The 25,730-nt window shown below is 65.2% G+C and carries 25 protein-coding genes; 6 read left to right on the top strand and 19 right to left on the bottom strand.

Annotated elements, in window-relative coordinates; translation table 11 throughout:
• The first annotated feature begins 74 nt into the window (after window positions 1-74).
• Complete coding sequence (locus tag DDT93_RS10025) at window positions 75-1,553, top strand: ABC transporter substrate-binding protein (protein WP_109465816.1); 1,479 nt, start codon at window positions 75-77, stop codon at window positions 1,551-1,553.
• Between the two features lie 217 nt (window positions 1,554-1,770).
• Here the strand turns inward: DDT93_RS10025 and DDT93_RS10020 are convergent, their stop codons facing one another.
• From DDT93_RS10020 to DDT93_RS09990, 7 genes are all read right to left on the bottom strand, one after another.
• On the bottom strand, window positions 1,771-2,445 hold the full coding sequence (locus DDT93_RS10020) for a DUF1523 family protein (protein ID WP_109465646.1): 675 nt from the start codon (window positions 2,443-2,445) through the stop codon (window positions 1,771-1,773).
• A gap of 17 nt (window positions 2,446-2,462) precedes the next feature.
• Complete coding sequence (locus DDT93_RS10015) at window positions 2,463-2,738, bottom strand: hypothetical protein (protein WP_109465645.1); 276 nt, start codon at window positions 2,736-2,738, stop codon at window positions 2,463-2,465.
• A 3-nt stretch (window positions 2,739-2,741) separates the two neighbouring features.
• A complete protein-coding gene (locus tag DDT93_RS10010) occupies window positions 2,742-4,100 on the bottom strand; it encodes a DUF6638 family protein (RefSeq protein WP_109465644.1) in 1,359 nt (452 codons plus the stop codon).
• A gap of 105 nt (window positions 4,101-4,205) precedes the next feature.
• Window positions 4,206-4,508 (bottom strand): hypothetical protein, encoded by a 303-nt coding sequence (locus DDT93_RS10005; protein ID WP_109465643.1) that lies wholly within the window; start codon window positions 4,506-4,508, stop codon window positions 4,206-4,208.
• On the bottom strand, window positions 4,505-6,442 hold the full coding sequence (locus DDT93_RS10000) for an AAA family ATPase (protein WP_109465642.1): 1,938 nt from the start codon (window positions 6,440-6,442) through the stop codon (window positions 4,505-4,507). Before DDT93_RS10000 ends, DDT93_RS10005 begins: the two co-directional genes overlap by 4 nt.
• A 75-nt stretch (window positions 6,443-6,517) precedes the next feature.
• Complete coding sequence (locus tag DDT93_RS09995; protein WP_232825411.1) at window positions 6,518-7,648, bottom strand: hypothetical protein; 1,131 nt, start codon at window positions 7,646-7,648, stop codon at window positions 6,518-6,520.
• Window positions 7,649-7,840: 192 nt separating this feature from the next.
• Window positions 7,841-8,917 carry a hypothetical protein gene (locus DDT93_RS09990; RefSeq protein ID WP_109465641.1) on the bottom strand — a complete coding sequence of 359 codons (1,077 nt, stop codon included), beginning with the start codon at window positions 8,915-8,917 and terminating at the stop codon, window positions 7,841-7,843.
• 207 nt (window positions 8,918-9,124) lie between these two features.
• On the opposite strand from DDT93_RS09990, the gene DDT93_RS09985 reads away from it, so the two are divergent.
• Entirely contained in the window at window positions 9,125-9,463 is a 339-nt protein-coding gene (locus tag DDT93_RS09985) for a cupin domain-containing protein (protein ID WP_109465640.1), read from the top strand.
• A 7-nt stretch (window positions 9,464-9,470) separates the two neighbouring features.
• On the opposite strand, the gene DDT93_RS09980 is transcribed toward DDT93_RS09985, so the two are convergent.
• The 5 genes from DDT93_RS09980 to DDT93_RS09960 all read right to left on the bottom strand — a co-directional run bounded on the left by DDT93_RS09980 (window position 9,471) and on the right by DDT93_RS09960 (window position 13,736).
• Window positions 9,471-10,286, bottom strand: a complete 816-nt coding sequence (locus DDT93_RS09980; RefSeq protein ID WP_109465639.1) for a L,D-transpeptidase — start codon at window positions 10,284-10,286, stop codon at window positions 9,471-9,473.
• Between the two features lie 143 nt (window positions 10,287-10,429).
• Window positions 10,430-11,638 carry an aminopeptidase P family protein gene (locus tag DDT93_RS09975; protein WP_109465638.1) on the bottom strand — a complete coding sequence of 403 codons (1,209 nt, stop codon included), beginning with the start codon at window positions 11,636-11,638 and terminating at the stop codon, window positions 10,430-10,432.
• A gap of 133 nt (window positions 11,639-11,771) precedes the next feature.
• The gene (locus DDT93_RS09970) at window positions 11,772-12,080 is read right to left on the bottom strand and encodes a hypothetical protein (protein ID WP_157960135.1); all 309 of its coding nucleotides are present in this window, start codon (window positions 12,078-12,080) and stop codon (window positions 11,772-11,774) included.
• 14 nt (window positions 12,081-12,094) lie between these two features.
• Window positions 12,095-12,937, bottom strand: coding sequence for a hypothetical protein (locus DDT93_RS09965; RefSeq protein ID WP_157960134.1), 843 nt, complete (start codon window positions 12,935-12,937; stop codon window positions 12,095-12,097).
• Between the two features lie 4 nt (window positions 12,938-12,941).
• Window positions 12,942-13,736, bottom strand: coding sequence for an alpha/beta hydrolase (locus tag DDT93_RS09960; RefSeq protein WP_109465635.1), 795 nt, complete (start codon window positions 13,734-13,736; stop codon window positions 12,942-12,944).
• 220 nt (window positions 13,737-13,956) lie between these two features.
• Here DDT93_RS09960 and DDT93_RS09955 point away from each other — a divergent pair, with 220 nt between their 5' ends.
• Window positions 13,957-15,432 (top strand): NAD-dependent succinate-semialdehyde dehydrogenase, encoded by a 1,476-nt coding sequence (locus tag DDT93_RS09955; protein WP_109465634.1) that lies wholly within the window; start codon window positions 13,957-13,959, stop codon window positions 15,430-15,432.
• 56 nt (window positions 15,433-15,488) lie between these two features.
• Here DDT93_RS09955 and DDT93_RS09950 read toward each other — a convergent pair whose 3' ends face one another.
• Both DDT93_RS09950 and DDT93_RS09945 read right to left on the bottom strand, forming a co-directional pair.
• Window positions 15,489-15,671 (bottom strand): hypothetical protein, encoded by a 183-nt coding sequence (locus DDT93_RS09950; protein ID WP_109465633.1) that lies wholly within the window; start codon window positions 15,669-15,671, stop codon window positions 15,489-15,491.
• A 106-nt stretch (window positions 15,672-15,777) separates the two neighbouring features.
• On the bottom strand, window positions 15,778-17,121 hold the full coding sequence (locus tag DDT93_RS09945; RefSeq protein WP_109465632.1) for an MATE family efflux transporter: 1,344 nt from the start codon (window positions 17,119-17,121) through the stop codon (window positions 15,778-15,780).
• A 269-nt stretch (window positions 17,122-17,390) separates the two neighbouring features.
• On the opposite strand from DDT93_RS09945, the gene DDT93_RS09940 reads away from it, so the two are divergent.
• From DDT93_RS09940 to DDT93_RS09930, 3 genes are all read left to right on the top strand, one after another.
• The gene (locus DDT93_RS09940; protein ID WP_109465631.1) at window positions 17,391-17,927 is read left to right on the top strand and encodes an RNA polymerase sigma factor; all 537 of its coding nucleotides are present in this window, start codon (window positions 17,391-17,393) and stop codon (window positions 17,925-17,927) included.
• Window positions 17,924-19,846: a vWA domain-containing protein gene (locus tag DDT93_RS09935; RefSeq protein ID WP_109465630.1), complete on the top strand. Its 1,923-nt coding sequence runs from the start codon at window positions 17,924-17,926 to the stop codon at window positions 19,844-19,846. Before DDT93_RS09940 ends, DDT93_RS09935 begins: the two co-directional genes overlap by 4 nt.
• Before the next feature lie 121 nt (window positions 19,847-19,967).
• Window positions 19,968-21,167 carry a cytochrome P450 gene (locus DDT93_RS09930; protein ID WP_109465629.1) on the top strand — a complete coding sequence of 400 codons (1,200 nt, stop codon included), beginning with the start codon at window positions 19,968-19,970 and terminating at the stop codon, window positions 21,165-21,167.
• Window positions 21,168-21,244: 77 nt separating this feature from the next.
• On the opposite strand, the gene DDT93_RS09925 is transcribed toward DDT93_RS09930, so the two are convergent.
• From DDT93_RS09925 to DDT93_RS09905, 5 genes are all read right to left on the bottom strand, one after another.
• Window positions 21,245-21,718: an Hsp20 family protein gene (locus DDT93_RS09925; protein ID WP_109465628.1), complete on the bottom strand. Its 474-nt coding sequence runs from the start codon at window positions 21,716-21,718 to the stop codon at window positions 21,245-21,247.
• A gap of 134 nt (window positions 21,719-21,852) precedes the next feature.
• Window positions 21,853-22,314, bottom strand: a complete 462-nt coding sequence (locus DDT93_RS09920) for a hypothetical protein (protein WP_157960133.1) — start codon at window positions 22,312-22,314, stop codon at window positions 21,853-21,855.
• Entirely contained in the window at window positions 22,311-23,114 is an 804-nt protein-coding gene (locus DDT93_RS09915; protein ID WP_408607926.1) for a trypsin-like serine peptidase, read from the bottom strand. The genes DDT93_RS09920 and DDT93_RS09915 overlap by 4 nt, the downstream gene beginning before the upstream one ends.
• 133 nt (window positions 23,115-23,247) lie before the next feature.
• Complete coding sequence (gene glcF / locus DDT93_RS09910; RefSeq protein ID WP_109465626.1) at window positions 23,248-24,603, bottom strand: glycolate oxidase subunit GlcF; 1,356 nt, start codon at window positions 24,601-24,603, stop codon at window positions 23,248-23,250.
• 4 nt (window positions 24,604-24,607) lie between these two features.
• On the bottom strand, window positions 24,608-25,714 hold the full coding sequence (locus DDT93_RS09905; protein WP_109465813.1) for an FAD-binding protein: 1,107 nt from the start codon (window positions 25,712-25,714) through the stop codon (window positions 24,608-24,610).
• Between the last annotated feature and the right edge of the window lie 16 nt (window positions 25,715-25,730).

Here is a 25,730-nt window from a genome sequence, read left to right as displayed (position 1 = left end):
CCAAAATACTGCCAAGACTGCCGCTACGTCCCGGGCCGGCCACCGGCCTCAATCAACCGATGGGGAGCATCGAAATGTCCAAATTCAGCAAACTGGTGTTTGCCAGTGCCCTCGCGCTAGCCTCCGGGCTTGGCGCGGCACAGGCGCAAACCAGCCTCACCGTCGCCGTGCAGCTCGAGCCGCCGCACCTGGATCCCACCAGCGCGGCCGCCGGCGCCATCGACACCGTCACCTATGCCAACATCTTCGAGGGCCTGACCCGCTTCGCCTCCGACGGCTCGGTTATCCCGGGACTCGCCGAGAGCTGGGACATCTCCGAGGACGGCCTGACCTACACCTTCCACCTGCATGACGGCGTGAAGTTCCACGACGGCACCACGATGGACGGCGAAGACGTCAAGTTCAGCCTCGACCGTGCCCGCGCCGATGACAGCGTGAACGCCCAGAAGGCCCTGTTCGCCGGGATCGACACCGTCGAAGTGGTGGATCCGCTGACCGTGAAGGTGACACTGAAGCAGCCGAACGGCTCTTTCCTCTTCAACATGGCCTGGGGCGATGCCGTGATCGTCGCGCCCGAGAGCATCGAGAACATCAAGACCACCCCGATCGGCACCGGCGCCTTCAAATTCGTGAGCTGGACGCAGGGCGACAGCATCCAGATGGAGAAGAATCCGGACTACTGGGGCACCCCCGCCAGTATCGACAAGGCGACCTTCAAGTTCATCTCTGACCCCACTGCTGCCTTTGCCGCGATGATGGCCGAGGACATCGACGTCTTCGCCGGCTTCCCGGCGCCCGAGAACCTGCCGCAGTTCGAGGCGGATCCGCGGTTCCAGGTCCTGATCGGCAACACCGAAGGCGAGACGATCCTCTCGATCAACAACAAGGAAAAGCCGTTTGACGATATCCGCGTGCGCGAGGCCGTGGCCCATGCCATCGACCGCCAGGCGATCATCGACGGCGCCATGTTCGGCTACGGCACGCCCATCGGCACCTTCTTTGCGCCGCACAACCCGGCCTATGTCGACCTGACCTCGCTGTCCGAGTATGATCCCGAGAAATCCAAGGCGCTGCTGGCCGAAGCCGGCCTCGCCGATGGCTTCTCGACCACGCTCTACCTGCCGCCCCCGTCCTACGCACGTCGTGGCGGAGAGATCATCGCGGCCCAGCTGGCAGCCGTCGGCATCAAGACCGAGATCATCAACGTGGAATGGGCCCAGTGGCTCGAGTCGGTGTTCAAGGGCAAGAACTTCGGCCTGACCGTGATCAGCCACACCGAGCCGATGGACATCGGCGTCTTTGCGCGGCCTGACTACTACTTCCAGTACGACAGCAAGCCGTTCCAGGACCTGATGACCAAGCTGGATCAGACCACTGACCCCGACGGGCGGACCGAGATCCTGAAGGAAGCCCAGACCATGATCGCCAAGGACTACGTGGTCGGCTACCTGTTCGAACTGCCGGTGTTCACCGTCGCCAAGGCCGGGATCAAGGGCCTCTGGAAAGACGCCCCGACGCAAGCGGCAGACCTGACCGGCGTGTCCTGGGAATAACTCTCCCTCTTGGATCAAGACAATCGACGCGGGGCCCCGGCCCCGCGTTTTTCGTTTCCGGGGGCTGAAAAAGAAATGCGCCCGCTCCTTGGGGCAGGAGCAGGCGCAGATGCGGGCGAAAAGCCCTGCGGGGGACGAATGACAGAGCACACATGCGCTCGGGTCACATCATGTTAACGACACAGCTCTCAGCAAGTTCCATCGGTTTGAAAATAATTCATTTCTTCTTCCAGGTATCCAGCCAGCGCGAGAACCGGCCCCGGCGTTCGGCCATGTTCCCCTCGACCGAATCCCACTTCTCGCCCGCGTCCTTCAGCGCCGGGTCGATGGTGCGTTCGCGGAACTGTCGCCACGCCGCCCGTAGGAAGGCCCAGGCGATCAGCAGGAAGAGGAAGAAGCCGATATTGAACCAGGGGATCACGGTGACGTTCGGGCCCTCGATCGGGCGGATGCCGATGGCGTTGGGGTAGATCGACAGGTACTTGTTGCGCCAGCCGTAGTGGGTGATCACCACCCACTGGTCTTTCGCCGGGCTGATGTTCGCCGCTGCCTGCGCCTGCAGGTCCGAGCTGTCGAACTTGAAGTAGGGCGGCCAGATCCAGCCGGTGTCCTCGTTGCGGTAGACCATGACCCTGGTCGAGTCGCGCGGCAGGAAGCCGAGCAGCCATGTCTTCTGCTTCTCGGTGTTGATCAGCCGCAGGTCGCGCGTGACCAGCTGTGAGGCGCCGCTGTCGGCCTGTGCATAGAAGATCTTGTTCAGCCAGTTGAAATCCGTCCGGATCACCTCGGTCGAGGTGACACGCGCGATGTCGTGCTGGGGCAGGACATAGTGCAGAAGCCCCGCGAACAGCACGAAGACGATGACTTTCAGTGTGGTGATGATGCGGCGCATGGGCGCTCCTCGGGTAGTCAGGTGTAAGTCGTAATGAAGTGGATCGTCGCGATCAGAATGACCGGGAGCACGTAGACAAGCAGGATCAGCTTGCGGCGGAGACTGGACTGGTAATCCTTCATGCCGAGCTCGATGAAGGTTTCGCGGGCCATCGGATCGCCACCGTTGGGATGCACCTCTGCCCAGTGCTTTTCAAGCTTTTCCCGCCGCACCGAGCGGGAATAGACCGAGATCAGCAGGTAGGCCCCGGTCATGAAGATGAACCCGAATATGACGAGACGGACAAACCCCATGTGCTACCTCCGTACCGCGCCCCAGGGACCAACCCTGCGGACGATCTCCTGTACTGGGTCCTTGACCGGCGCCGATGGCATCCGGTTGGCCATGTCCGGCTCGCTCCCAAACAGCGCCGCGCGGGCGCCTGCCTTGTCCACCTGATACTCCCGCGCGAGGAAGTCGGCGACAAAGGATCGCTTGGCATCGGGCCAGCCCCGGTAGAGCTGATAGAACAGCTCCTTGTGACAGATGAAAAGCTGGCGGATGTCGAGCGGCGCAAGCTCCGCCAGCAGCATGTTGACCAGATCCTTCCAGGGCGTATCGGCTGCCCTGAGCGAGTAGAAATAGGCCGCATCGTCGGAATCGATCCGGGGCCAGCGCCCGCCTGCCTCGGCCCAGCGCACGAGGTCGCGCAGCCCGTGGTAGGCGTCCGGCAGCCGGTCGACCTGATCACGCGCCAGCCGCCGCAGGTCCGCGCGGGACCGCCCGGCGAGGTCCAGTCCAAGGTCCGCCGCCGCATCCACCACGATGAAGTCCATCTTCTGCCGCAGGATCGCAGCCGCATCGACACCCCGCGCCTTGACCACCGGCTCGACCAGCCCGTTCAGTTCGAAGAACCGCGCGATTCGGTTGCGCTCGGTCAGATCGAACACCTTGGGGATCGGTACGTCGCGGAACACCTCCTTGTCGCCGCAGGCAATCAGCGCCGGATGCGCGACCGACTGGAACAGGTAGGCCCCGCCGAAATGCGCGGTCCAGAAATCCGGTTGGCTGTAGCTGCGATGCTCCAGCCGCACCGGGTTGCGGGTGATATCGCCCGATTTCTGCGCCAGCCCGATCATCTCGGCAATCAGAACGTCATCGAACCAGCCATCCTCCTCGCGTCGGAATCGCTCGACCAGCCCATGCAGCTTTTCCGCGTGGGCAATGGTACCGGTGGTGGTGTCAGCCTCGATCTCGACCTGCCCGACATCGAACAGTCGCGCAGGCGTCGACACATCGAAGACCGAGTTCACCATCTCGCCTGCCACCGCATCTGTCGCCGTCAGCGCGAAAAGCTGCGCCTCGTTTTCGGTGATGAACCGCTTCAGGATTTCGCGGCTGGTCGAGAACTTGACGTTCAGCAGCGGGCAGCGCTTCTGGTCGGTCGAGAGCAGGATGAACTGCCGGTTCACCCCCCGGTGGTTGAGGTAGAGGTCATCGTCGAATTCGTCGCCCACCTCCGGCGAGTATCCCGAGAGATCGATATGGAAGTCGGTCAGCCCCGTGCGGCGACCCGTCAGATGTTCCAGCGCGCGATTGTACCGCTCCACCATCGCCGCGCCGGTGACGCGGTAGAGGTTGCCGAACATCAGGCCCTTTTCGATGAGGCGTTTCATTTGGTCTCTCCTTCGGAAGCGTGACCGGTCCGATCCCTGTTCGCGGGCTGGGTTGGTGTACTCCCGGTGAGCAAGCAGGGTGTCAGAAGGACCATGGGAAGGACGTTATTGAGCACCATGGCTATCCCCCTCCTTCCAGCGCCGCTGAAAGGTCGCGAGAAGCCACGGGACACCCAGAACGACCATCGTGCAGATGGACGCGAGATTTGCCAGGAGGGGATGATCGCCCATGGTTCCCGTTACCCCGACAAGGCTCAGGATCAGGGCAACCAGCCCTGTCAGCAGAAGGCAGATGACCAGAGATCGGGTCAGCCAGCTCCAGCGCCCCCAAGGGCGGACCCGTACGACCGCTTCCGCAAGGACAGCAGCAACAAGAATGAAGCTGACCCAGTAGGCGTAGATGCTCACCCCCGCTCCTCCAGATACCGCCGCTTTGCCTCTTCCTGGCGCCCGAAGTCGCGCACCATGGCGTCAATCGCCACCTCGTCCGACTTGTCGGCATAGCGGAACTCGGAATCGGCGTAGCGGTTGATCTCCTGAATCACCATCTCTGGCGTGATCGGCACCCGCAGGTCGGCGATCATCGCCTTCTTGGTCTCGTAGTCGCGGAACAGGAACAGCTCGGGGTTCTCCATCCACTCGTCCGGAAGCTCGAAATCCATCGCGCGCACCTTCACCGCGTCGGTGATGTTCTTGATCGCGCGGCCCGTAAATCGCTCGTCCGCCTGCTGGATCGCCTTCAGGTAAGTGCCCATCTTGGCGATGGTGTCGAGTTCTCCCACCTGCGCATGGACCCGGTCAAAGACCTCCATCAGCCCCGCCTCGTGCGGCCGCGAATGGCTCTCGAAGCTCGCGGCCACTGCCTTCTTGATTTCCTGAGCCGAGAACAGCTCGTGCGCCCCCAGCGGGATCGCGTGGTTCTTGCCCATCAGCAGGGCGAGAATGTCGATGTAGTCCTCCCGCGTCTGCGGCCCGTCGACAAGGAACCGCGCCCCGGCCCTTTGACGCAGGGCGTCGTCCACGTTCTCGGGGTAGTTCGAGAACATGCCGAAGGTACAGTTGCCCCGCACCACGGTATTGGCCCCGGCAAAGCTCTCCATCAGCACGGCGGTGATCTCCAGTTGCCCGGCCGAGGACTGCCGGTCACCGCGCTTGCCCGCAAGCTGGTCGATGTCGTCGATGGTGCCGAAGCCGATCACGTTCGGGTCGATGATGGTGTTGATAAAGGCCTTGGCGTTCTGCCCCGATTTGCCCTGGTAGCTGTCGATGTTCTCGGTACTCAGGTTCTGGTAGCGGAACGGATACCGCGCCACCGCGCAGTAGTCATTGATCAGCCCTGCCATCATCTGGATCAGGGTGGTCTTGCCCGTCCCCGGCTTGCCGTCGCCCATGAAGGTGAAGATGAAGCCGCCCAGCTCGGCAAAGGGGTTCAGCCTGCGGTCGAAATCATAGGCCATCAGCATCTTCGAGAGCTTCATCGCCTGGTACTTGGCAATGTGGTTGCCGACCACCTCGTTCGGTTTCTTGAAGGTCATGGTCAGCGTGGTCGACTTTGCCTTCGACGCCGGGGTGAACCCCCGGATGGTCAGGTCGTCCGCCTCCACCCGCCAGGTTGCGCCACTAAAGGCGCCGAGGTGCGCGGCACTCTGGGCGCGCAGGGCCGCCTTCTCCATCACCTGCTCTGCATGGGCCGCGACGCAAGCCACCAGCCGCGCGTCGTCGCCCGCGTGGGCGGCGATCACCTGGTCCAACTCCCATAGAACCCCGTGCAGCGCCAGCTGCCCGTTGTCGGTCAGCACTTCCTGTGACTCGCCCACCTCGACCGTCACATCGCTGGCATGTGACGACAGCAGGTAGGCGACGGCATTGCCATAGACATGGAGCGCGATCAGCGCCTCGGCTGCCAGCAGTTCGGAGAACTCCGTCCGGCGCGCGGCGGGCAGGTCACCGGCGAGGTTCGCGCGCTTCAAATCAGCCAGCGGCGTCGCCGCGCCAAAGGTATCGGTCAGCGCCATCGCGATCGCCAGCGCGCGGCGCAGGCTGTTCATCACCACCGCCTGCGAGGGCGAGGTGATCGGATCGCCCTCATCGGCCGCCTCGATCCGCTCCAACAGACGCACACCCTCGGGCCGCGCCGTGGAGCGGGTCACCAGACCCGGCGTGGTGGACCGGAACCGCCGGTGGCTGCCGATCCCGGGTGAACGCTCGGCCACCGGTGCCTCGGCCACGGGCTTGCCGATGCGGGGGGTGTGATCGAAGCCGTCCAGCATGGCCGCCGCCGCCGCGTAGTGCTTGCGGATATCCTCCTCGCGCAACTCCATCTGGTCCGATGTCAGGCTCATTTCGCGCGCGCTCCCATAATCTTTTCTCTCCAAATACTCTCGCCGAAGGCGTTCTTCGGATCGGACTGCGTCCCCTCAGTACCTGAGCACCCGCCCACCTTCCCCGACCACGAATTTCCTTACCCCCGCGAACCCCGGCGGGTTGCGCTCGGCCAGCACCTGGAACGGGCGCTGCGGCAGGATGATCGAGCGTTCGGTCAGGGTCGCCCCGGTATCGGCCCCGCGTCCGGCGAAGGGATCGAGGGCAAAGACCTCGCGCTCCACCGTCCCGAACCAGCCGGAGCGCTCCGAGATGACCCGCTCGCTTTGCAGTTCCTCGAGGGTCCAGACCAGCGCCCAGTCCTCGCCCTCGGCGGCGCGGGCATCTTCCAGAACCTCCCGCAGTGGCCCGTGCTGACGGGTGAAGGCATGGGAATACATCGGGCCGATGTGCAGCCGACGCAGCCGTTTCGGGTGCAGATCGTCGAAATCCTCGTCGAACCCCTTGGCGATGGTCAGCAGCTTGAGCCCGCCCAGCGCCTGCGCCATCAGGTGCGCCTGTACTTCTGGCCAGCGTTTCTGGTCCTTGGGCAGCGAGATCTTGCCGCTGTCCTCGACCTCCATCAGGTAGATCACCGGCAGGTTTGTCTGACTGTCGTAGGCCGCCCAGTGCAGCAGGAACCGCCGCCGGTCCGGCCCAAGGTCCCCGAGCCACTGGAACTCGGGGTCATTCTGGACCCAGAACAGCTGACCCCGGGCCAGTTCCTCGTAATAGAGCCGCTGCGACAGGGCGAACTGGAGTTTCGTCGGGATCGTGCGTTCACCGATGATGGTGCGCACCATCTCGGTCTTCAGCGCCTCCGCCGAGGGCATGTTGGCCAGATGGCTGGCCGCCTGCTGGGCGTCATTGGCCATCGTCATCAGCTCGGTCGCCACCGGGAACCCGCTGTCCCGCGTGTCGATCATGAGCGAACCAAAGAACCGGCCGGTGTCGCGCCCGACCATCAGGTATTTCATGCTGAGCGCGCGGAAGGTGAAGGTCAGGGCCGAGACGTAGCGGGTCAGAACCTTGACGTCGGTCTTGCTGAGCGTGCCGTCCGCCTCCATCACCGCCGCCACCCGACCCAGGTGAGAGGTGATGTCCTCGAACTTGCGGAAATAGCGGCGCGACTGGAAGGTATCGGTGAGCCCGGTGCGCTCGTCCACGGAATCTGTCTGGGCGGTCACGGCCGTTCCCCCGTGTCGCCTGCGCCGAGATCCCCAGTAAGGGAGTTGACGTGCACGTTGCCGCCATGCGGCTCAAGCCCAGCCACAAGGCTTAGGTGGCCAGGCCGCATGCCAAAAGAGGCGCGGTGACGATTGACCGATGCGGAAAGGGCGGACCCGAAACTGTCCGTGACCAGCGACGGACGGTTCGCGTCACCCGCCATAGAGGTTCTTGTCATGTTTCTCGACAATCTTCTGGAACCGGCGGGCAAAGCGCTCGTCGGCCTTGGCCTTGGCTTCCAGCACTTCGCGGGCAAAAACCATATGGCCCTCGTGCGCTTCCAGCATGTCGGCCATCTTCTGGTTGGTGGCGGTGCCGATGGCGGCCATGGCGGTCTGGGCCTCTTGGTCCGTCTTCACACCGATCTCGTTGATACGGTGCGCTATGTCCTGCTGCTGGGCCGTTTTCAGCGACTTCGAGAGGGCATCGTAGAGCACGACGCGCTGCTTGGTGTCCGTCTGCAGCTTGTTGATCAGCACCATCTGCGTTGCCGCCTGGTTCTGCAGCGAATCCACCCAGGTCTTGCCCTTCTCGATGTAGCGCTCCAGCGTCTGCGACTTGGCGAGCTTGACCTGCTCCTGCTGGACCATCTCGTTGTAGGTCTTGTTCAGGTCAGCCAGCTCGGTTTCCAGCTTGGTACGCGCGGCGGCGTCCTGTTCCACGGCGATCCTGTTCTCGACCGCGATGATCTTGGGGTCCATCGCGAGGATCTCGGCGCGCAGACTTTCCAGTTCGCCGACGACCGCCTCGCGCTCGTCCAGCGTACCGGTGAGGTTGTCGCCAACCTTCACCTTCTGCTCTTCCAGCATCGCCAGCTGGCCCTCCAGCAGCTGCACGATCACGTCGGACTTCGAGATCAGATCCTGCAGCTTGTCGTCGATCGACGCGGTGCGCATACGCTCCTGCCGCATCGAATCGGACTTGGCCGACGAGAAGATGCCGACAAAACTCTCCCACCCGGTTTTGTTCCGCATCTCGTCGAAGTCCTTCGAGAAGGCGGTGGTGACGTCGTCGAGGCCCATGATCAGCTCGGCGATGTTGGCGTTCATCACCTCGGTATGGGCGTGAACGTCCTCCAGCGTCGCGTTCTCGATGTCGATATCGGCCGCCTGCCCCGCGTCGATCTTGGCGCGTGCGGCTTCGATCCGGGCCGTCATCGCCTGAATCTCCGACTGGCTCTTGGCAACTTTTTCCTGGGACTCGCGCACCAGCGCATCAAAATCCGCCATCTATCGCTCCTCGTTGGCCCGACCGGTCCTGCAGACCGCTCCCCCAATCATGTAGTAATGTTAAATCAATTTACATCCCCGCCGGAGCGGATTTTCGCGGGAAGTGTCGCAAATGCCGGTCTCAAAAGAAAGACACTTGAAGCATGGACTTGCATCCGGCCCAAGGGGCGGGACTATGGCGGTTATCTCATTGCAAGGAACCACCGGATGTCCAGCTTTCAAACCGTCGCCCCCTCGGTCGAACCCGAGACAGAACGCCCCGACCCGGCCAAGGTCATCTCGGGCGATCCCGTGTTCACCACCTGGAACCTCGAGGAACGCGACGGTCTCTACTGCGGCATCTGGGAGGCGACGCCGGGCAAGTGGAGGATTTCCTACGACGAGTGGGAGTACTGCCGGATCCTTTCGGGCCACAGCATCATCACCGACGAGACAGGAGCCTCTTTCGAGGTGAAGGCGGGCGACAGCTTCATGCTGCGCCCGGGCCTTTCGGGAACGTGGGAAGTGGTCGAGACCACCCGCAAGGACTACGTGATCCGGCTGTGATGCCAGCTCACTCCGTCTGGGCGACGACGCCTTCCAGTGCGCGCTGCTGCTCGAGGTCCCTCTTGCGCTGCTTCTCGGCCTCGACCGCGGCATAGACCTCTTCGGGGTCCACGATGGTCGGCGGCAGTTCCACACCGCGGCTGGCCATCTCTGCACCTTCCAGCATCACGGACTCAGAGTAGGTTCGCACCACGACCTCGGTTCCAAGATCGGTCCGGTTGAACAGGTGGATCACGTCCTGGTTGAACAGGCGGATGCACCCGGCCGAGTTGGCGTTGCCGATGGACTGGGCGTCATTGGTGCCGTGGATGCGGAAGTAGGTGTCGCGCCCGCCGCGATAGAGATAGAGCGCCCGCGCACCCAGCGGGCTGGCCACACCGCCGGGAATCCCGCGCTTGAAGGGGCCATAAACCTCGGGTTCGGTGCGCAGCATGTTCGCCGTCGGGGTCCAGCCGGGCCATTCCTCCTTGCGGCGGATGGTGCCACGGCCGCTGAAGCTCTTGCCCTCGCGGCCGACCGCGACCGGGTAGCGGGTTGCCATGCCGCCCTCTTCGACGAAGTAGAGGAACTTGGCGTAGGGATCGACAACGATGGTGCCCGGAGACTCGCTGCCGTTGTAGGAGACTTCGGCGCGGCGGTTCGGCTCCGCAAGGAATGCCGGGTTGACCGGCGGGATCAGGATGTCGTTGTCCTCGACCGGACCGTAGGGCTCGACGATATCGACCTTCGGCGGGTTGTAGGAATCCTCCGGGACGCCGCAGGCCGAAACGGCGGCCAGCGAAAGCGAGAGAACGAGGAAGCGGGGTATGGAAAAGAGGGTCATAGGCCGAGCATATTCTGTTTTGCCGACAACAATTAGCCGGGAAACGCCCTGCGTCAAACGCCAATCCCCTTTATCGTCCGGGGTGTTCCTGTCCGGTCACGCCCAAAGGCGGAGCCCTGCCGACCCCGCCCCGGCAGTTCCGATCAGCCTACCACGTTGAATCCCGGGCCAAAGGGATAGCCCGTGATGTCCTCGGAGCCCTCATCGGTGATCACGAGAATATCGTGCTCCCGATACCCCCCGGCGCCCGGCTGACCCTGTGGAATCGTCAGCATCGGCTCCATTGAAATGACCATTCCGGGCTCCAGAATCGTGTCGATGTCCTCGCGCAGCTCCAGCCCGGCCTCGCGGCCATAGTAGTGCGACAGAACACCGAAGGAGTGGCCGTAACCAAAGGTCCGGTATTGCAGAAGGTCCCGGTCGGATAGGAACTGGTTGATCTGACCGGTCACCTCGGCACAGCTTACGCCAGGTTTCAGCAGGCTCATCCCGTATTCGTGGGCCGCCACGTTGGCTTCCCAGATCTTCAGTGAAGCCTCGTCCACCTCGCCCACGAACATGGTGCGTTCCAGAGCGGTGTAATAGCCCGAGATCATCGGGAAGGTATTCAGGCTCAGGATGTCGCCCCGTTGCAGCAGGCGACTCGTCACGGGGTTGTGCGCGCCATCGGTGTTCAGGCCCGACTGGAACCAGACCCAGGTGTCGCGATACTCGGCGTCGGGAAAGCTCCTGGCGATCTCGAGTTCCATCGCGTCGCGGCCCGCCATGGCCACGTCGATCTCGCGCACCCCGGCACGGACGGCATCGCGAATCGCATAGCCCCCTACATCCGCCACGCGCGCCCCCTCTCGGATCAGGACGATCTCGGCCTCGGACTTGTGCATCCGCTGCAGCATGGTGGTCAGAGACAGGTCGACGATGGTCAGCGGTTCGAGGAAATCCTCCAACCGGTCGCGCTGGGCCAGGGTCAGGTGGTCGGCCTCGTAGCCGATCACGCCGCCGGTGCCCGCCACCGAGCGCACGGCGCGCCAGAAGTTGTCTCGCGTCCAGTCGGTATAGGTGAGGTTGTCGCCATGACAGCGCCGCCACGGCTGACCCGCGTCGATGCCGGCGGAAATCGTCACGCTGTCGGTCTCGGTCACCACGAGGGCATAGGGTCGACCGAAGGAGCAGTAGAGGAACCCCGAGTAGTAGGCGATGTTGTGCATCGAGGTGAACACGGCCGCCGTCGCACCCGCCGCGTCCATGCGCTCGCGCAGTTCTTCCAGACGGGCCTCGTATTCCTCGGGCGCGAACGGCAGCTTGGCCTTCTCGCCATTGTGGAAACGGTAGAATTCAGGACGTGAGGTCATCGCGACCCTCCTTTTCAGAAAGGTCCCGGCGTTCAGGACAGGAAACCGGGCTCACCCACAGGTGCGGCGACGCCATCGCCCAGCCCGGCGAAACCCTGTGTCAGATCGGAGCGTGTTGCAAGCCCCGGCGCAGTCAGCGCAGCTTGCGCGCCTTGGCTTCTGCGAGGAGCCTGGCGTAAAGTGCATCGCTTTCACCCCGGCTCAACCCGGAGGTGGCGACGACCTGTCCGCCCACGGTCGCCGCCGGAGCGGCAGAGGCACCGGACGCCGCGAGAGAGTCATTGCCCACGCCACCGGTAATCGGACCCGAGGAATAGTCCATCGAATAGACCGTGTCGGTCTTGGTCACGAAGACGTAGTCGGGCATCACCGTCACGTACTGATCACCGGCCAGAACGGGGGATGCGGCAAGGGCGAGGGGCAGGATTGCCGTGAAACGCATAAACTGAAACTCCATCAAGGCGCCCGGCCAAAGGCGCGCGCAAAGGAAACTGCCACCAGCAATCGGCGGCCCGATATGCGATCGGTTATATCACCGACGCCCAGCGAAATCTGCAAGTTTCTCTGGGCAAGGCCCCAGGTCGCCACCCCCCCGATCCATTCGTCCCCGTACCAGGACAGGCTGGCGCCATAGCGGTCGCTGAGGCCGAGGCCGACACCGCCGAAGACGCCAGGCTCGGTGCCCCGGTCCCTGATCCCGCTGCCGTAGCCAAAGGTGAGCATCATGGGCAGGCCAAAGGCTTCGTCCGCAGGCCGGATCCCCGAAACGGCGAGGTTCGCGTCCGGGTTCAGCAGGTTGGAATCGCCCCATGTCACAAGGTTCTGCAGATCGAGCGCGACACCGCCCTGCCATGTACCGCCAAAGCTGAAGTTCCGGCTGAGGGTCACACCGATCTTGCCGGACTCGCCGATATGGTAGGGTGTGAGCGAGGTTATGTCGACCATCGGCGTCACCGCGATGGCCCGGTCGGCGTCGCCGAATCCCATGCCAAAGACCAGCGACGCGTCCCAGTCGTCCTCGAACCTGCGGTCCCGCTTGTTGGTGGCCGCCAGCCCGACGAACCCCACGCGGCTGGGCAGGCCGAAGCCCGAGGGAACGCCAAAGTTGCTGACCCGCGTGGGCCGCCGCTGGCGCCCCCGTTCGAGCTGGTTCAGCAGGTCGAGCAGTTCCTCATCACTGAGGGTCGAGGGGTCGATCTCGGCCGCGGCAATGCCGGGAAGGGGCGGCGGCACCTGCGCTGCCACGGTCCCCGGCACGGCCGGGAACAGCAGCATGGCAATCCGCAGGAGCCGTCGCACCGCCTCAGGCTTCGCCGGTCAGCACCGCCACGAGGTCGCTCTCCGGATCGGCCAGCGCCTCGATGACGTCGAAGTGATGCCTACCGGGCGCAACCACGCGCGGACAGCCCCAGGCGTCGGCCAGCCACTGCGCCTGGTCGAGGAAGGCGGGGCGCTCGTCACCACCGACCCACACCGTGACGGGCACGTCCGGCATCGGCTGCAGAACGGGACTCTCGGCTGCGGATTCCTCCGGCGTGAGCCGCAATTTCTCGTTCATCGTCGTCTGCATCAGCGGGGCGAGGTCGCTCAGCGGAGAGATCGGTACCACCTGGCTCAGCCGTTCTGCCACCTCGGGCGGCAACATGCCCGGAGCCAGCATGCGCGCCGAGAGGTGCCCGCCCGCCGAATGGCCGGTCACCGCGATCGGTCCTTCCACCATGGCAGCGGCCGCATCGACCGCCCGCGACATCTGGGCCGTGATATCGGAAATATGAACGTCCGGGCACAGATCGTAGGACGGCATCGCGACCGCCCAGCCATGCTCCAGCGGGCCCGCCGCGAGATGCGACCAGTACCCCCGATCGAAGGCCAGCCAGTAGCCGCCGTGGATGAACACCACCAGCCCAAGCGCTTGACCTTCGGGCAGGAAGAGGTCGAACCGGTGGCGCGCACCTTCGCCGTAGCTCAGGTCGAGATGCGCCCGTCCCTCCGCCGCGAGGCTTCGCGCGAAGGCTTCGGCCTCCGACTTCCAGCGATCGGGATAGTCGTCGCTCCCCGCGATATAGGCGCCATTCGCATAGGCGTCGTCCAGTTCCATTCCAGGCTCCCGTTGGTGCTGTCGTCATCGGCCGCATCATTCCGCGTCGCAGCGCGCGGGACAAGCCATTTACGGAGCGCATCAGAACGCTATGTTTCCGATAGTCCCACTTTGCCGAAAGCCGCCCGGTGCGCCCGGCGAAGCCCGGGCTTTACGCCTAGACAACCGCAGGTTCCGGTGCTTCTTAGGCGGGAAACGATACCATCAACAGGAGGCCCCGATGCTGGACGCAACCACCGACCTCAAATCCCTTCTCAAAGATCCCGACCTGCTGGCCACCAAGGGCTATATCGGCGGCACATGGGTCGACGGCGAGGACGGCACCTTCGCGGTCACCAACCCGGCGCGCGGCGACGTGATCGCCGAAGTCGCCAGCCTCAGCCGCGCACAGGTCGCCAAGGCGATCGACAACGCCTACGCGGCCCAGAAGGAATGGGCGAAGCTCACCGGCAAGGAGCGCGCGGCCATCCTGCGCAAGTGGTTCGATCTGATGACCCAGAACGCCGAGGATCTCGGGATCATCCTGACCGCCGAACAGGGCAAGCCCAAGGCCGAGGCCACCGGCGAAATCCACTACGGCGCCTCCTTCGTCGAGTTCTTCGCGGAAGAGGCCAAGCGGGTCTATGGCGAGACCATTCCCGGCCACCAGCGCGACAAGCGCATCACGGTGATCAAGCAGCCGATCGGTGTCGCCGCCTCGATCACGCCGTGGAACTTCCCCAACGCGATGATCACCCGCAAGGCTGGCCCGGCGCTGGCCGCGGGCTGTGCCTTTGTCGCGCGCCCGGCCTCCGAAACCCCGCTGTCGGCATTGGCGCTGGCGGTGCTGGCCGAACGTGCGGGTATCCCCGCCGGTGTGTTCAACGTCGTGCCGTCCGAGCGCGCCTCGGAGGTCGGCAAGGAGTTCTGCGAGAACCACAAGGTGCGCAAGCTGACCTTCACCGGCTCGACCGAGGTCGGCCGCATCCTGCTGCGTCAGGCCGCAGATCAGGTGATGAAGTGCTCGATGGAACTGGGCGGCAATGCGCCCTTCATCGTGTTTGACGACGCGGACATCGACGCCGCCGTCGAAGGCGCGATGATCTGCAAGTTCCGCAACAACGGCCAGACCTGCGTCTGTGCAAACCGCATCTACGTGCAGGCCGGCGTCTATGACGCCTTCGCCGCCAAGCTGGCCGAGGCCGTGAACAAGCTGAAGGTCGGCGACGGCCTCGCCGAGGGCACCACCACCGGCCCGCTGATCAACGCCGAGGCAGTCGAAAAGGTGAAAGAGCACCTCGAAGACGTCACCTCGCACGGCGGCAAGGTCATCGCGGGCGGCAAGGAGCACGCGCTGGGCGGCACCTTCTTCGAGCCCACCATCGTCACGGGCGTGACGCAGGACATGAAGGTCTCCAAGGACGAAACCTTTGGCCCTCTGGCCCCGCTGTTCAAGTTCGAGACCGAGGACGAAGTGATCGAGATGGCGAACGACACCATCTTCGGTCTGGCCTCCTACTTCTACGCAAAGGACCTGTCGCGGGTCTACAAGGTGGCCGAGGCGCTGGAGTACGGCATGGTCGGCATCAACACCGGCCTTATCTCGACCGAGCTCGCGCCGTTCGGCGGCGTCAAGCAGTCGGGTCTTGGCCGCGAAGGCAGCCATCACGGCATGGAAGACTATCTGGAGATGAAATATCTCTGCATGAGCCTCTGACAGGCTCTGTGCAAGGGAAAGGGGCGGCGCGGCCGCCCCTTTCGCATTCTGTCCGGTCAGGTCTGGCTGGGACCGCGCAGGCCAGAGATGACCCTCCGGATCGCACTCCAGTCCTCCGCTTCCTCGATGCGGCCCGCCTCGCGGCACTCGTGCATCTTGCGGGCGACTTCCGCTTCGGCCTTGGGGCCATGGGTCCGGTACAGCGCTCTCGCGTATTCGCTCACTTGCATCGCTTCCATCGGTCCAACCTCCTCGTGGATTCGTTGACTGGCGTTGCTCCCGACTCATGGCCGGGACTCCCAATATAGGCGCAATGACCCCGATCTGCCGAATCCGGTGGCAAAGTTACGCGGGAACCGGCCGGTTCCTCCGGTAGCTCGCAACCGCAGCAATGGTCAGACCCAACACCAAGAGTTCGGCCAGGGGACCGCTCCACCAGATGCCCGGCTCTCCCATCCAGAAGGGCAGGATCACCGTCAGCGGGATGCCGAAGAGGAAGGTCCGGGAGAGCCCCAGCAACCCGGCACGCGCCGCATCCCCGATCGCCTGGAAATAGGCGGCGATCATCATCTGGGGTCCGAACAGGAACAGGGTAATGGTGACCACCGGCAGGATCCGGGAGACCTCGGCCACGATGCCCTGATCAGCGACGAAGACCGCCCCGATCTCGTTCCGGAACAGGAAGAATCCTGTCTGCGCGAGGGAGCAATAGGCCAGGGCCACGCAGGCGCCCGTGACGAGGGCGAGGACGGACCTGCGCCCAAGACCGGCCCCGTGATTGTTCCCGATGATGGACTGCGCGGCAAAGCTCAGACCCAGCAGCGGCAGGAAGAGGAAGGTCATGAGCCGGGTGATCAGCCCGAAGGCGGCGGCCGTCACCGGGTAGCTCTCAGGTGCCCAAGCCTGCAGGCAAGCCAGCGTGACAGCCGAAGAGAGCGACAGGCCGACATACCCAAGGCTCATGGGTGCCCCGAGCGCAAGGATGCGGCTCCACTGCGCACTCTGCAGGCGCATCCGGGTTCCTATATGCCCTCTCCGGTTCAGGATAAGCGCCAGAGACAGGGCCTGCGCCAGCACTGTGCCCAGCGCAGACCCGGCTACGCCCCAGCCGAACCCGGCGACGAACAGCAGGTCGAACCCGATGTTCAGAGTCGTGGAGAGCACCATTGCGCCGGTCATCAGGCCCATGCGCCCCTCGGCCCGCAGGGCATCGGTATTGACGGAGAGGGAGAAGGCTACCGGCGCGAACCCCGCGAGGATCGCAAGGTATCGCCAGCCTAGCCCGGCAAGCGCGGCATCCCCGTCTGCAAGGCGCAGCGCCACCGGATGACCGGCGGTCCAGACCAGCAGGTTCACGATCAGCGCGCAAAGCCAGCCAAGTTGCAACGCACCGTGGTAGGCTTCGCGCGCCTGCCTTTGGTCCCCCGCGCCCAGCGACCGGGCGTAGATGCTCGAGAAGCCCGAGGACACCAGCGATGACAGTGCGACCAGCGCGATCGTCAGCGGAAACACGAGTGTCACGGCGGTCAGCGCCTGCGCACCGGCGAATATGCCAAGGACGTAGGCATCGACGAGCGTGAACAGCCCGTTAGTCAGCATGACACCCACGATGGGAAGCGCAGTGCGCGTGAACAGCCGCCCCAGCGGCAGAGTCAGGTAGATATTGGTCGAAGACGACGGCATCGACATGGCACAACCTCATCCGGTTCCGTCAGCTCGGAAAGGTCGGGGCTCGCATTGCCGACGGTTCGCGGAACCGTAATCGGTCGGGTCAGGGGAACGGACTTCACCGGGATGCGAGCGGCAGGCGCCGTGGCCTGTTGCGCGCAGTAGGGTCTGAGGACCAACAGGTCAAGCCGGAAAACCGCCGACGCCGACACGCTCTGCGATGCGACGAAAAAACTTCCCGGGGTCGCCAAGGATTGACCGTCGCCGCGCGTCCAAGGAACGTGATGCGAATGGATACGAGCGACGAGACACTGGCCCAGGCGGCCGCCGCTGGCGATGCGGCGGCCTTCTCGGCGTTGTTGCAGCGGGTCTACGACCGCCTGTTCCGCCTCGCCTTTCGCCTGACCGGCAGCCGGACCGAAGCCGAGGACCTGACTCAGGACATATGCGCCGCGCTGCCGGGCAAGCTGTCCGGGTTCAGGGGACAGTCGCGGTTTTCGACCTGGCTCTACCGGGTGACGGTGAACGCCGCCCACGACCGTCGCCGCAGGCAGGCCAGCCATTCGAAGGCCGCCGATGGCTGGGGCGACTGGGAACTGGCCCGTCGCGCCGAAGCCGAGGAGACCTCGGAGCAGGTGGACTGGCTGATGACGGCGATGCGCGGCTTGAAGGACGACCTGCGCGATACGCTGGCACTGGTGCTCGACGAGATGACCCACGCCGAGGCCGCCGAAATTCTGGGGGTTTCCGAGGGCACCATCAGCTGGCGCATCTCGGAAGCCAAGAAGCATCTGGCCGCCTTGCGCGCCACGGAGGATCGGACATGACCGACGATCTCGATGACCTGAAGGCGGCGATGAACGCCGCGACACCCCGCCCCGATCCCGCGGTCAAGGCGGCACATCTTGCGCTGGCCGAGAAAAACTTCGCCGACCTCCAAGGATCGCGCGACGCGGCGCGTCTCAACTCCGATCGCCCCCGTGGGGGCCTTTGGAGCGGAGTTAGGAAGATGTTTGCAACCATGACCACACGCGGCGGACTCGTCGCGACCACCGCCATCGTCGCCGTCGCCTTCGTGGTGCTGTCGCCCGCCGGTCGCGACCTGCTGTCGCCGCGCGACCTGACGCGCCCAGCTGTCGTCGAGGAGCGCGAGGCCGACGATGCGATGGGTCTGCAGGACGCGCGGCAGGAAACGGCCGGGCAGATGGCCGAACCCGCGCTGGAAGCGCCCGCCGTGGCGATGCCGTCCCCCGCGCCTCAGGCCCCCGCCGCCGAACTTGCGACACGGTCCCGCACACTGGGCCAGACGCTGATGAAGGCCGCGCCTGCCGACATGATTGCACCCTTGCCAGAGGCCGATACCGAGGCCTTTGCCAACGCGTCCGACAACCCCCTGAAGATCGCTGCCGAGGATCCGGTCTCGACCTTTTCCATCGACGTCGACACCGCCTCATACGCGGTGGTGCGCAATTCGCTCACCAACGGGCAGCTGCCGCCGAAGGACGCGGTGCGCGTCGAGGAGATGATCAACTACTTCCCCTACGACTATCCCACCCCCGCAGCGGGCGAGGCGTTCCGGCCCACCGTCTCGGTCAGCCCGACGCCGTGGAACGCGGGCACGCAGCTGGTTCAGATCGGCATTCAGGGCGCCACGCCCGAGACCGACAGCCGCCCGCCGCTGAACCTCGTGTTCCTTGTCGATACCTCCGGTTCGATGAACCAGCCGGACAAGCTGCCGCTGCTCAAGCAGTCTTTTGCCCTGATGCTGGGCCAGCTTAGGGCCGAGGACCGGGTTGCCATCGTCACCTACGCGGGCAGCGCGGGCGAGGTTCTGGCACCGACCCCGGCCAGCGAGCGCGAGACCATCCTCTCCGCGTTGAACCGGCTGGATGCCGGGGGATCGACCGCCGGACAGGAGGGTCTGCAACAGGCCTATTCCGTCGCCGATGGCATGGCGCGTGACGGAACGCTGCAGCGCGTGATCCTCGCGACCGACGGTGACTTTAACGTCGGCCTCTCCGATCCCGAGGCGCTGAAGGATTTCATCGCGCAGAAGCGCGAGAGCGGCACCTACCTCTCGGTATTGGGTTTCGGGCGCGGCAACCTCGACGATGCGACGATGCAGGCGCTGGCCCAAAACGGCAACGGCACCGCCGCCTATATCGACACGTTGTCCGAGGCCCAGAAGGTGCTGGTCGACCAGCTCTCGGGCGCCCTGTTCCCCATCGCCGACGACGTGAAGATCCAGGTGGAGTTCAACCCCGCGGAGGTCGCCGAGTATCGGCTGATCGGCTACGAGACCCGCGCGCTGCGGCGTGAGGATTTCAACAACGACAAGGTCGACGCGGGCGAGATCGGCGCCGGAACTCAGGTGACCGCGCTCTACGAGGTCACGCCGGTCGGGTCCCCGGCGCAACTGACCGATCCGCTGCGCTATGGGCAGGCGACAGCGGTGGCCGGACCCGACGAACTCGGCTTCCTGCGGCTGCGCTACAAGGCCCCGGGAGAGAACAACAGCCAGCTGATCGAGATGCCGATCACTGCCGACCTTCCGGCACAGGCCGATGCCGGTTTCGCGGCCGCCATCGCGGGGTTCGGCCAGTTGCTGCGCGGATCGACCTACCTCGGCGACTGGGGGTGGGACGATGCCATCGCGCTCGCCAATGCCAATCGGGGCGTAGACGCCTATGGCTATCGCGCCGAGGCGGTGCAGCTGATGCGGCTGGCACAGAGCCTGTCCCGCTAGGAGAGGTCGAGGCGGGGAGACCCGCCTCTTTCCCTTCGCGTCAAGTTGACGCCGAGTAACAGCCCGGAACCACCGAAAGCCATGTTAGGCTCTGGTTAGGAGACTCGGAGGGAGGAGACCGATGGCCCTGAAATTGCGCGACGCGCCGGGCTTCCCCGATTACATCGAGGGTCAGACCAACCACCAGTTCATGCAGGCCGCCTGGGCGCAGGGGCCACTGGCGATCGACGACAAGGGTATCGTCAGCGTCTTTTCCGCCGAACACATGGCCATGCTGATCGACGACCGCTGGACCCGGCAGCTCGAGCTTGAAATCATGCGCGCCTCGGGCGTCAGCGGCGGTGCGATGTACGATTTCATCCGCGACGTGATGCTGTTCTCGAACGATCAGGTGCACCGCAACAGGCGTGGGCCGATGGTCAAGACCTTCGCGCATCGCGCCATCGCCGAACTGAGACCGGAGGTGGCGACGCGCTGCGCCGGACTGATTGCGCCGCTGGTCGGCACCGGCAGCACTGATTTCCTCGGCGCCATCGCTGGCCCCCTGCCCGCCCTTGTCGTGGCTTCGGTGATGGGTGCGCCCGAGGAAGAGGCCGCCTTCTTTGCCTCCCACGTCTATTCCGCGATCCGCGGCCTTTCCATCGTGCCAGACGACGTGCGCGAGGAATCGACCCGGGACATGGCCGCGCTCGACTCGTACATGGAAACGCTGGTGGCCGAGCGGCGGGCCCGGCCCAAGGAAGACATGCTGACCAGCTACCTCCAGCGGGTGCAGGGTGGGCCAATGGACGAGAACGAGGTCAGGGCGCAACTTCTCGCGCTGCTCGTGGCCGGATCGGATACCACCCGGGGGGCGCTGACTGCGACCGTCTCACAGCTGATGCAGAACCCAGCGCAATGGGATCTGCTGGTGTCCGACCCCGAACGCTGGGCCCCGGCGGCGGTGGCAGAGGGTCTGCGCTTCGATCCGGTGATCGGGTCGCTGGCCCGCGTCACCACGGAGCGGCGCGAACTGGCGGGCTACGACATCCCGGCGGGCACCATCGTCGGGCCCTCCATGCTTACCGCGCTGCGCGATCCGGCAGTCTATGCAGAACCCGACCGGTTCGACATCACCCGCACCGATCACCCGCGCCTGCATCCGATTTTCGGTGGCGGACCCCATCGTTGCCTGGGCGAGGCACTCGCGCGGATCGAACTGGAAGAGGCCCTGATTGCCTTGGCGCGTCTGGCCCCGCACATGTCCCTCGATGGTCCGCCCGCCCGCCTGAGCGGCTATGGCGCGGTCCGGATCGTCTCGCTGCTACAGGTCGTGCTCTGACCTTCCGGAGAGTGCGGAAACGAAAAAGCGCGGAAGCCATGCCTCCGCGCCGTACTGGTTAATCGGTAAGGTCAGGGTCAGTTGACGGTCTCGGCGTCCACCACATCCTTGGGCGCGGTCAGGGACTTCTGACCGGCAATCTCGATCCGGCGCGGTTTAAGGGCCTCGGGCACCTCGCGCTCCAGGTCGATATGCAGCATCCCGTTCTCATGGGTCGCACCGGTCACCTTGACGTGGTCGGCCAATTGGAAGCGGCGCTCGAACGCGCGCGTGGCGATGCCACGGTGCAGATAGGTGCGCTCACCTTCGGCTTCGGCCTTCTTGGCCGAGACCACCAGAGCCTTCTCCTTCAGCTCGACCATCAGGTCAGCTTCCGCGAAACCGGCGACGGCGATCGAGATGCGGTAGGCATCCTTGGCGGTCTTCTCGATGTTGTAGGGGGGGTAGGTCGGCTGGCCGACGTCGCTTGCCAGCAGGCGGTCCATCATGTCGGCGATCTGGTCGAAACCGACGGTTGCACGATGCAGCGGTGCAAAATCAAAATGGCGCATTTGGGTCATCCTCATCCTTGAGCGATTCACGTGGGCCCTCCCACACGGGACGGGCAGTTGGTCGTCCCGGGACCCTGATCAGGCATCCCGGCAAGACTCAGATGGGAATGGAAAATGCGGCTTTCAAGCCCCGCTCAGCGGCCTGCGGTGGGCTCTTCCGTGTTGGCGCCATAGGCTGCTCCGGCATAGAGCCGCATCACCTTGACGGTGCGCTGAACGTCCATGCCGACAGCCATGCGACGTTCCGATCCGAAGGATACCACCGAGACCATGTCGAAGAGGTCGGGCCGCGCGAGGGCGACTGGTCTGCCCTTGCCGAAATCCGGGCGGGTCTGACCCGAGAAGATCGAAAAGCACCCGTCGGTGTAACGGTCGCCCTGTCCGATTGCACCGCAGCCAATCTTGCCAAGCGGCGAGGACCCACGCGCCTGGAGGCCGGCCGGCGCGGCGCTGGTCCATTGCCAGGGGCCGGTGATCTGGAGGGCGTCCCGCGGCAGGGTCGCAAGCGACAATACCGGTACGGCAGTGTCCTCCGCGCGCAGTCCGGACGTCAGGGCCAGGACAAGGCTGGCGGCGATGGCTATATGGCGTTTCATGGCTTTACGAACTTCGCTCCCGTCTGGCGTTGATCTCCCCCCACGGTAATTCTCTGGATGCGCGGTGCATCCGGCGTTTCGTAGCCGCTTCCGGCGGCAAGCTCGGACATCAGGACGGCCAGCGGCTCGTCCAGGTCGGTTCCAAGGGCCACGCGCTTGTCTCCGACCTCGGCCTTGGCCGACACCACCGAGACGATGCGCGGCGTGGCGCCATCGAATGAAAATACAGGTGCCCCGGACGAGCCGTAATCGACGTCGCAGGACATCACCAGCACGCCCTGCTGCCGCCCCATGACATGGCAGACGTCCTGCAGCGACGGCGCCTCGGCCCGGTCGTGGGCATAGGAGACGATGCCGATGCGTTCGCCCGTCACCGGACGTTCGGCGGTCTTGAACGGTGTGACGCTGGTATTGCGGATCGGATGCTGCAGCTCGAGCAGCGCCACGTCGTTGCGCACCCGCACCGGCGAGACCGCCTCGTCAAAGACATAGTCGGGATGCACCACCGCGCGGCGCACGAAGCGATAGGCCGAGGCCCGCCCGTTGCGCCACCCGGCAAGAAACTCGATGTTCTCGGCCTCGATGCGCTGCCCGGTGTGCTTGTCGTACATGCAATGGGCGGCCGTCAGCACGAGGTTCGGCGCGATCAGCGCCCCGGTGCAGAAGCCGATGCCGTTCAGGTCGAGCCGCCCGACCGCTTCCCATTCGCGCCCGGCCTCTGTGGTGTCGAGCCGTTCAAGCCGCGAGTCCGCCTCGTCATCTCCCGCCCAGGCGAAGAGGGGAACCGACACGGCCAGCAGGACAGCGAACAGGCGAAACAACACGACTCTCCGGAAATGGATTTCGGCCCCAAGGGCTAGAGAGCCGATGCGGCGAAAATGCGGCCATTGTGCGGTTGCGTAAAGATCGAACTGTTTCGTGGCGCGGCTACCCTCAGGCGCGCCGGCTCAGCGCCGCGGGTCGCGGCCCGCCCGTTGCCCAGTCGAGCAGTTCCACCGTGTGCACCACCGGCACCTGCGTCCCCGAGCCGATCTGCATCATGCAGCCGATATTGCCCGCGGCGATGATATCCGGCTGTTTTGCCTCCAGCGTCTGGACCTTGCGCGCCTTCAACTGGCCCGAAATCTCGGGCTGCATGAGGTTGTAGGTTCCGGCAGAGCCGCAGCAGAGATGGCTGTCTGCCGGTTCGACCACTTCGAACCCCGCCGCCTTCAGCAGGGCCTTGGGGTGAGACTTGATCTTCTGACCGTGCTGCAACGAGCAGGCGGCATGATAGGCCACCCTTATCGCCCCCGCGGCGCTCTCGTCGGGGATGCGATCAACGCCGCCGATTTCCGCCTTTGCGAGGTTGATGGCGCTCACCTTCGCCTCCGGCATCAACTCGGCCAGCACCTCGGAGACATCGCGGGCGATGGCGGCAACCCGCGCCGCATCCTCCGACAGCGGATCGTTGCGGAACATGTGGCCGTAGTCCTTCACCGTGGTGCCGCAGCCCGAGGTATTGATGACGATGGCATCCAGCCCCTTGCCGTCCATTTCACTGGTCCAGGCCCGGATGTTGCGCGCCGCGCTCGCGTGGCTCTCGCCTGTGCGGCCCATGTGGTGGGTCAGCGCGCCGCAGCAACCCGCGCCCTCGGCCACCACGACCTCGCAGCCAAGCCGGGTCAGGAGCCGGATGGTTGCGTCGTTGATATCGGTGTTCAGCGCCTTCTGGGCACAGCCCGTCATCAGCGCCACCCGCTTCCTTCGGCTTCGTTCCGGCGCAAAGCTCTGCGGATCGTCATTGCGGCTCACCGGGGGAATGCGGCGCGGCGCCATGTCGAGCATCGCGCGCAGCCGCGGGTCCGGCAGCAGGGCACGAAACGGCCGTCCGACCTTCGCCGCCAGCAGCGCGAGGCGGAATCGCCCCGGGTAGGGCAGGATACGCGCCAGCAGCCAGCGCAGCGCGCGCTCGCCCGCCGGACGGCGATAGCGGGTCTCGATGTACTCGCGCGCGTGATCCACCAGGTGCATGTAGTGCACCCCCGAGGGGCAGGTGGTCATGCAGGCCAGGCAGGACAGGCAGCGGTCGATATGGCGCACGGTCTTTTCGTCCGGCACCCGCTCGTTCTCCAGCATGTCCTTGATCAGGTAGATCCGGCCCCGCGGACTGTCGAGTTCGTCACCCAGCACCTGGTAGGTTGGGCAGGTCGCCGTGCAGAACCCGCAGTGAACACAGGCCCGCAGGATCTCGTTGGCCCGCGCAGTGCCCGGGTCCTGCAGTTGCGCAGCGGTGAATTCGGTCTTCATCTCGTCATGCCCCCACCGGGGCAGACATCAGCCCCGGGTTGAAAATACCCCGCGGATCGAACCGCGCCCGCAGCCCTTCCGCGATCCGTGCCAGCGGGGCCGATTCCGGGTGGAACATTCCGATCCGCGCCCGTGTCCCGGCCGCGGCCCGAACCAGCGTCGCGTGCCCCGGCACGCGCAGCCGCGCCCTAAGGTCAGTTCCTTCCGGCACCAGCGCCCAGATCAGGCCACCCCCCCAGTCCAGAACGATCTGCCCGGTTCCGAAGTCGGCGACGGCTGCAGCGGTGTCACCCGGTTTGACCGAAATCCGCCAGACATCCCCCGGCACCCCGTGAAAAGCTAAGACGTCCCGGATTCCGGTCCAGAGCGCCGCTCCCTCCGCTACCTCGCGCACCGCGCCGAAAGGGGCCAGAACCTCGGCAAGGCGGCCCGCCCGGTAACTGACCGAGCCCTCGAACCCCTCGATGCGGACCAGCGCCTGCCCCTCGGCATGGGCCGCCCCGCTCACCTCGAAGGGCGAGCCCAGCGCCGCAGACAGCGCACGCACGGCTGTGCCCGCATCCGCGATCTCGACCGCCAGCGTCGCCTGTGTCTCGGGCTTCGGCAGCACCTTCAGCGAGACCTGGCTCAACACGCCAAGCGTCCCCCAGCTGCCCGCCATCAGCTTGACGAGGTCATAGCCCGTCACGTTCTTCATCACCCGGCCGCCATTGCTGATCACCTGCCCCGTGCCATCGACAAAGCGCACCCCGAGCAGGTGATCGCGGCAGGCGCCGACCTGGATCCGGCGCGGCCCCGAGACATTCGCCGCCACCACCCCGCCGATGGTCGGCTCGCCGCCGGTGCCCATAAGTCCGCGATGATCCATCGGCTCAAAGGCCAGACGCTGCCCTTCCGCCTCCAGCGCGGCCTCGATCTCGGCCAGCGGCGTGCCCGCCCCGGCCACGAGGGTCAGCGCACCGGGCTCGTAGAGCTCGATACCCGCAAGCCCACCGGTCTCCAGCAGCTCGCCCGCGCCTTGAAATCCGCGCGTCCCGCCCCCCTGCACCCGCAGGGGGCCGCGCGCCCCGGCCACCCCCGCGCTCAGCTCCGCTTCATTCTCCGGCTTCACAGCCATGCTCCGCCCC

It is taken from the genome of Albibacillus kandeliae (genome assembly GCF_003116585.1).
GTDB lineage: Bacteria > Pseudomonadota > Alphaproteobacteria > Rhodobacterales > Rhodobacteraceae > Albibacillus > Albibacillus kandeliae.
Note: the sequence above shows the minus strand (reverse complement) of the source record. Positions and strands in the feature narration are given on the sequence as shown.

What these genes read in the sequence shown, in the direction of transcription:
- DDT93_RS10025 (WP_109465816.1), top strand. Translation starts at nt 75, where the DNA reads ATGTCCAAATTCAGCAAACTGGTGTTTGCCAGTGCCCTCGCGCTAGCC.
- DDT93_RS10020 (WP_109465646.1), bottom strand. Translation starts at nt 2,445, where the DNA reads ATGCGCCGCATCATCACCACACTGAAAGTCATCGTCTTCGTGCTGTTC.
- DDT93_RS10015 (WP_109465645.1), bottom strand. Translation starts at nt 2,738, where the DNA reads ATGGGGTTTGTCCGTCTCGTCATATTCGGGTTCATCTTCATGACCGGG.
- DDT93_RS10010 (WP_109465644.1), bottom strand. Translation starts at nt 4,100, where the DNA reads ATGAAACGCCTCATCGAAAAGGGCCTGATGTTCGGCAACCTCTACCGC.
- DDT93_RS10000 (WP_109465642.1), bottom strand. Translation starts at nt 6,442, where the DNA reads ATGAGCCTGACATCGGACCAGATGGAGTTGCGCGAGGAGGATATCCGC.
- DDT93_RS09990 (WP_109465641.1), bottom strand. Translation starts at nt 8,917, where the DNA reads ATGGCGGATTTTGATGCGCTGGTGCGCGAGTCCCAGGAAAAAGTTGCC.
- DDT93_RS09985 (WP_109465640.1), top strand. Translation starts at nt 9,125, where the DNA reads ATGTCCAGCTTTCAAACCGTCGCCCCCTCGGTCGAACCCGAGACAGAA.
- DDT93_RS09980 (WP_109465639.1), bottom strand. Translation starts at nt 10,286, where the DNA reads ATGACCCTCTTTTCCATACCCCGCTTCCTCGTTCTCTCGCTTTCGCTG.
- DDT93_RS09975 (WP_109465638.1), bottom strand. Translation starts at nt 11,638, where the DNA reads ATGACCTCACGTCCTGAATTCTACCGTTTCCACAATGGCGAGAAGGCC.
- DDT93_RS09970 (WP_157960135.1), bottom strand. Translation starts at nt 12,080, where the DNA reads ATGCGTTTCACGGCAATCCTGCCCCTCGCCCTTGCCGCATCCCCCGTT.
- DDT93_RS09960 (WP_109465635.1), bottom strand. Translation starts at nt 13,736, where the DNA reads ATGGAACTGGACGACGCCTATGCGAATGGCGCCTATATCGCGGGGAGC.
- DDT93_RS09955 (WP_109465634.1), top strand. Translation starts at nt 13,957, where the DNA reads ATGCTGGACGCAACCACCGACCTCAAATCCCTTCTCAAAGATCCCGAC.
- DDT93_RS09950 (WP_109465633.1), bottom strand. Translation starts at nt 15,671, where the DNA reads ATGGAAGCGATGCAAGTGAGCGAATACGCGAGAGCGCTGTACCGGACC.
- DDT93_RS09945 (WP_109465632.1), bottom strand. Translation starts at nt 17,121, where the DNA reads ATGTCGATGCCGTCGTCTTCGACCAATATCTACCTGACTCTGCCGCTG.
- DDT93_RS09940 (WP_109465631.1), top strand. Translation starts at nt 17,391, where the DNA reads ATGGATACGAGCGACGAGACACTGGCCCAGGCGGCCGCCGCTGGCGAT.
- DDT93_RS09935 (WP_109465630.1), top strand. Translation starts at nt 17,924, where the DNA reads ATGACCGACGATCTCGATGACCTGAAGGCGGCGATGAACGCCGCGACA.
- DDT93_RS09930 (WP_109465629.1), top strand. Translation starts at nt 19,968, where the DNA reads ATGGCCCTGAAATTGCGCGACGCGCCGGGCTTCCCCGATTACATCGAG.
- DDT93_RS09925 (WP_109465628.1), bottom strand. Translation starts at nt 21,718, where the DNA reads ATGCGCCATTTTGATTTTGCACCGCTGCATCGTGCAACCGTCGGTTTC.
- DDT93_RS09920 (WP_157960133.1), bottom strand. Translation starts at nt 22,314, where the DNA reads ATGAAACGCCATATAGCCATCGCCGCCAGCCTTGTCCTGGCCCTGACG.
- glcF (WP_109465626.1), bottom strand. Translation starts at nt 24,603, where the DNA reads ATGAAGACCGAATTCACCGCTGCGCAACTGCAGGACCCGGGCACTGCG.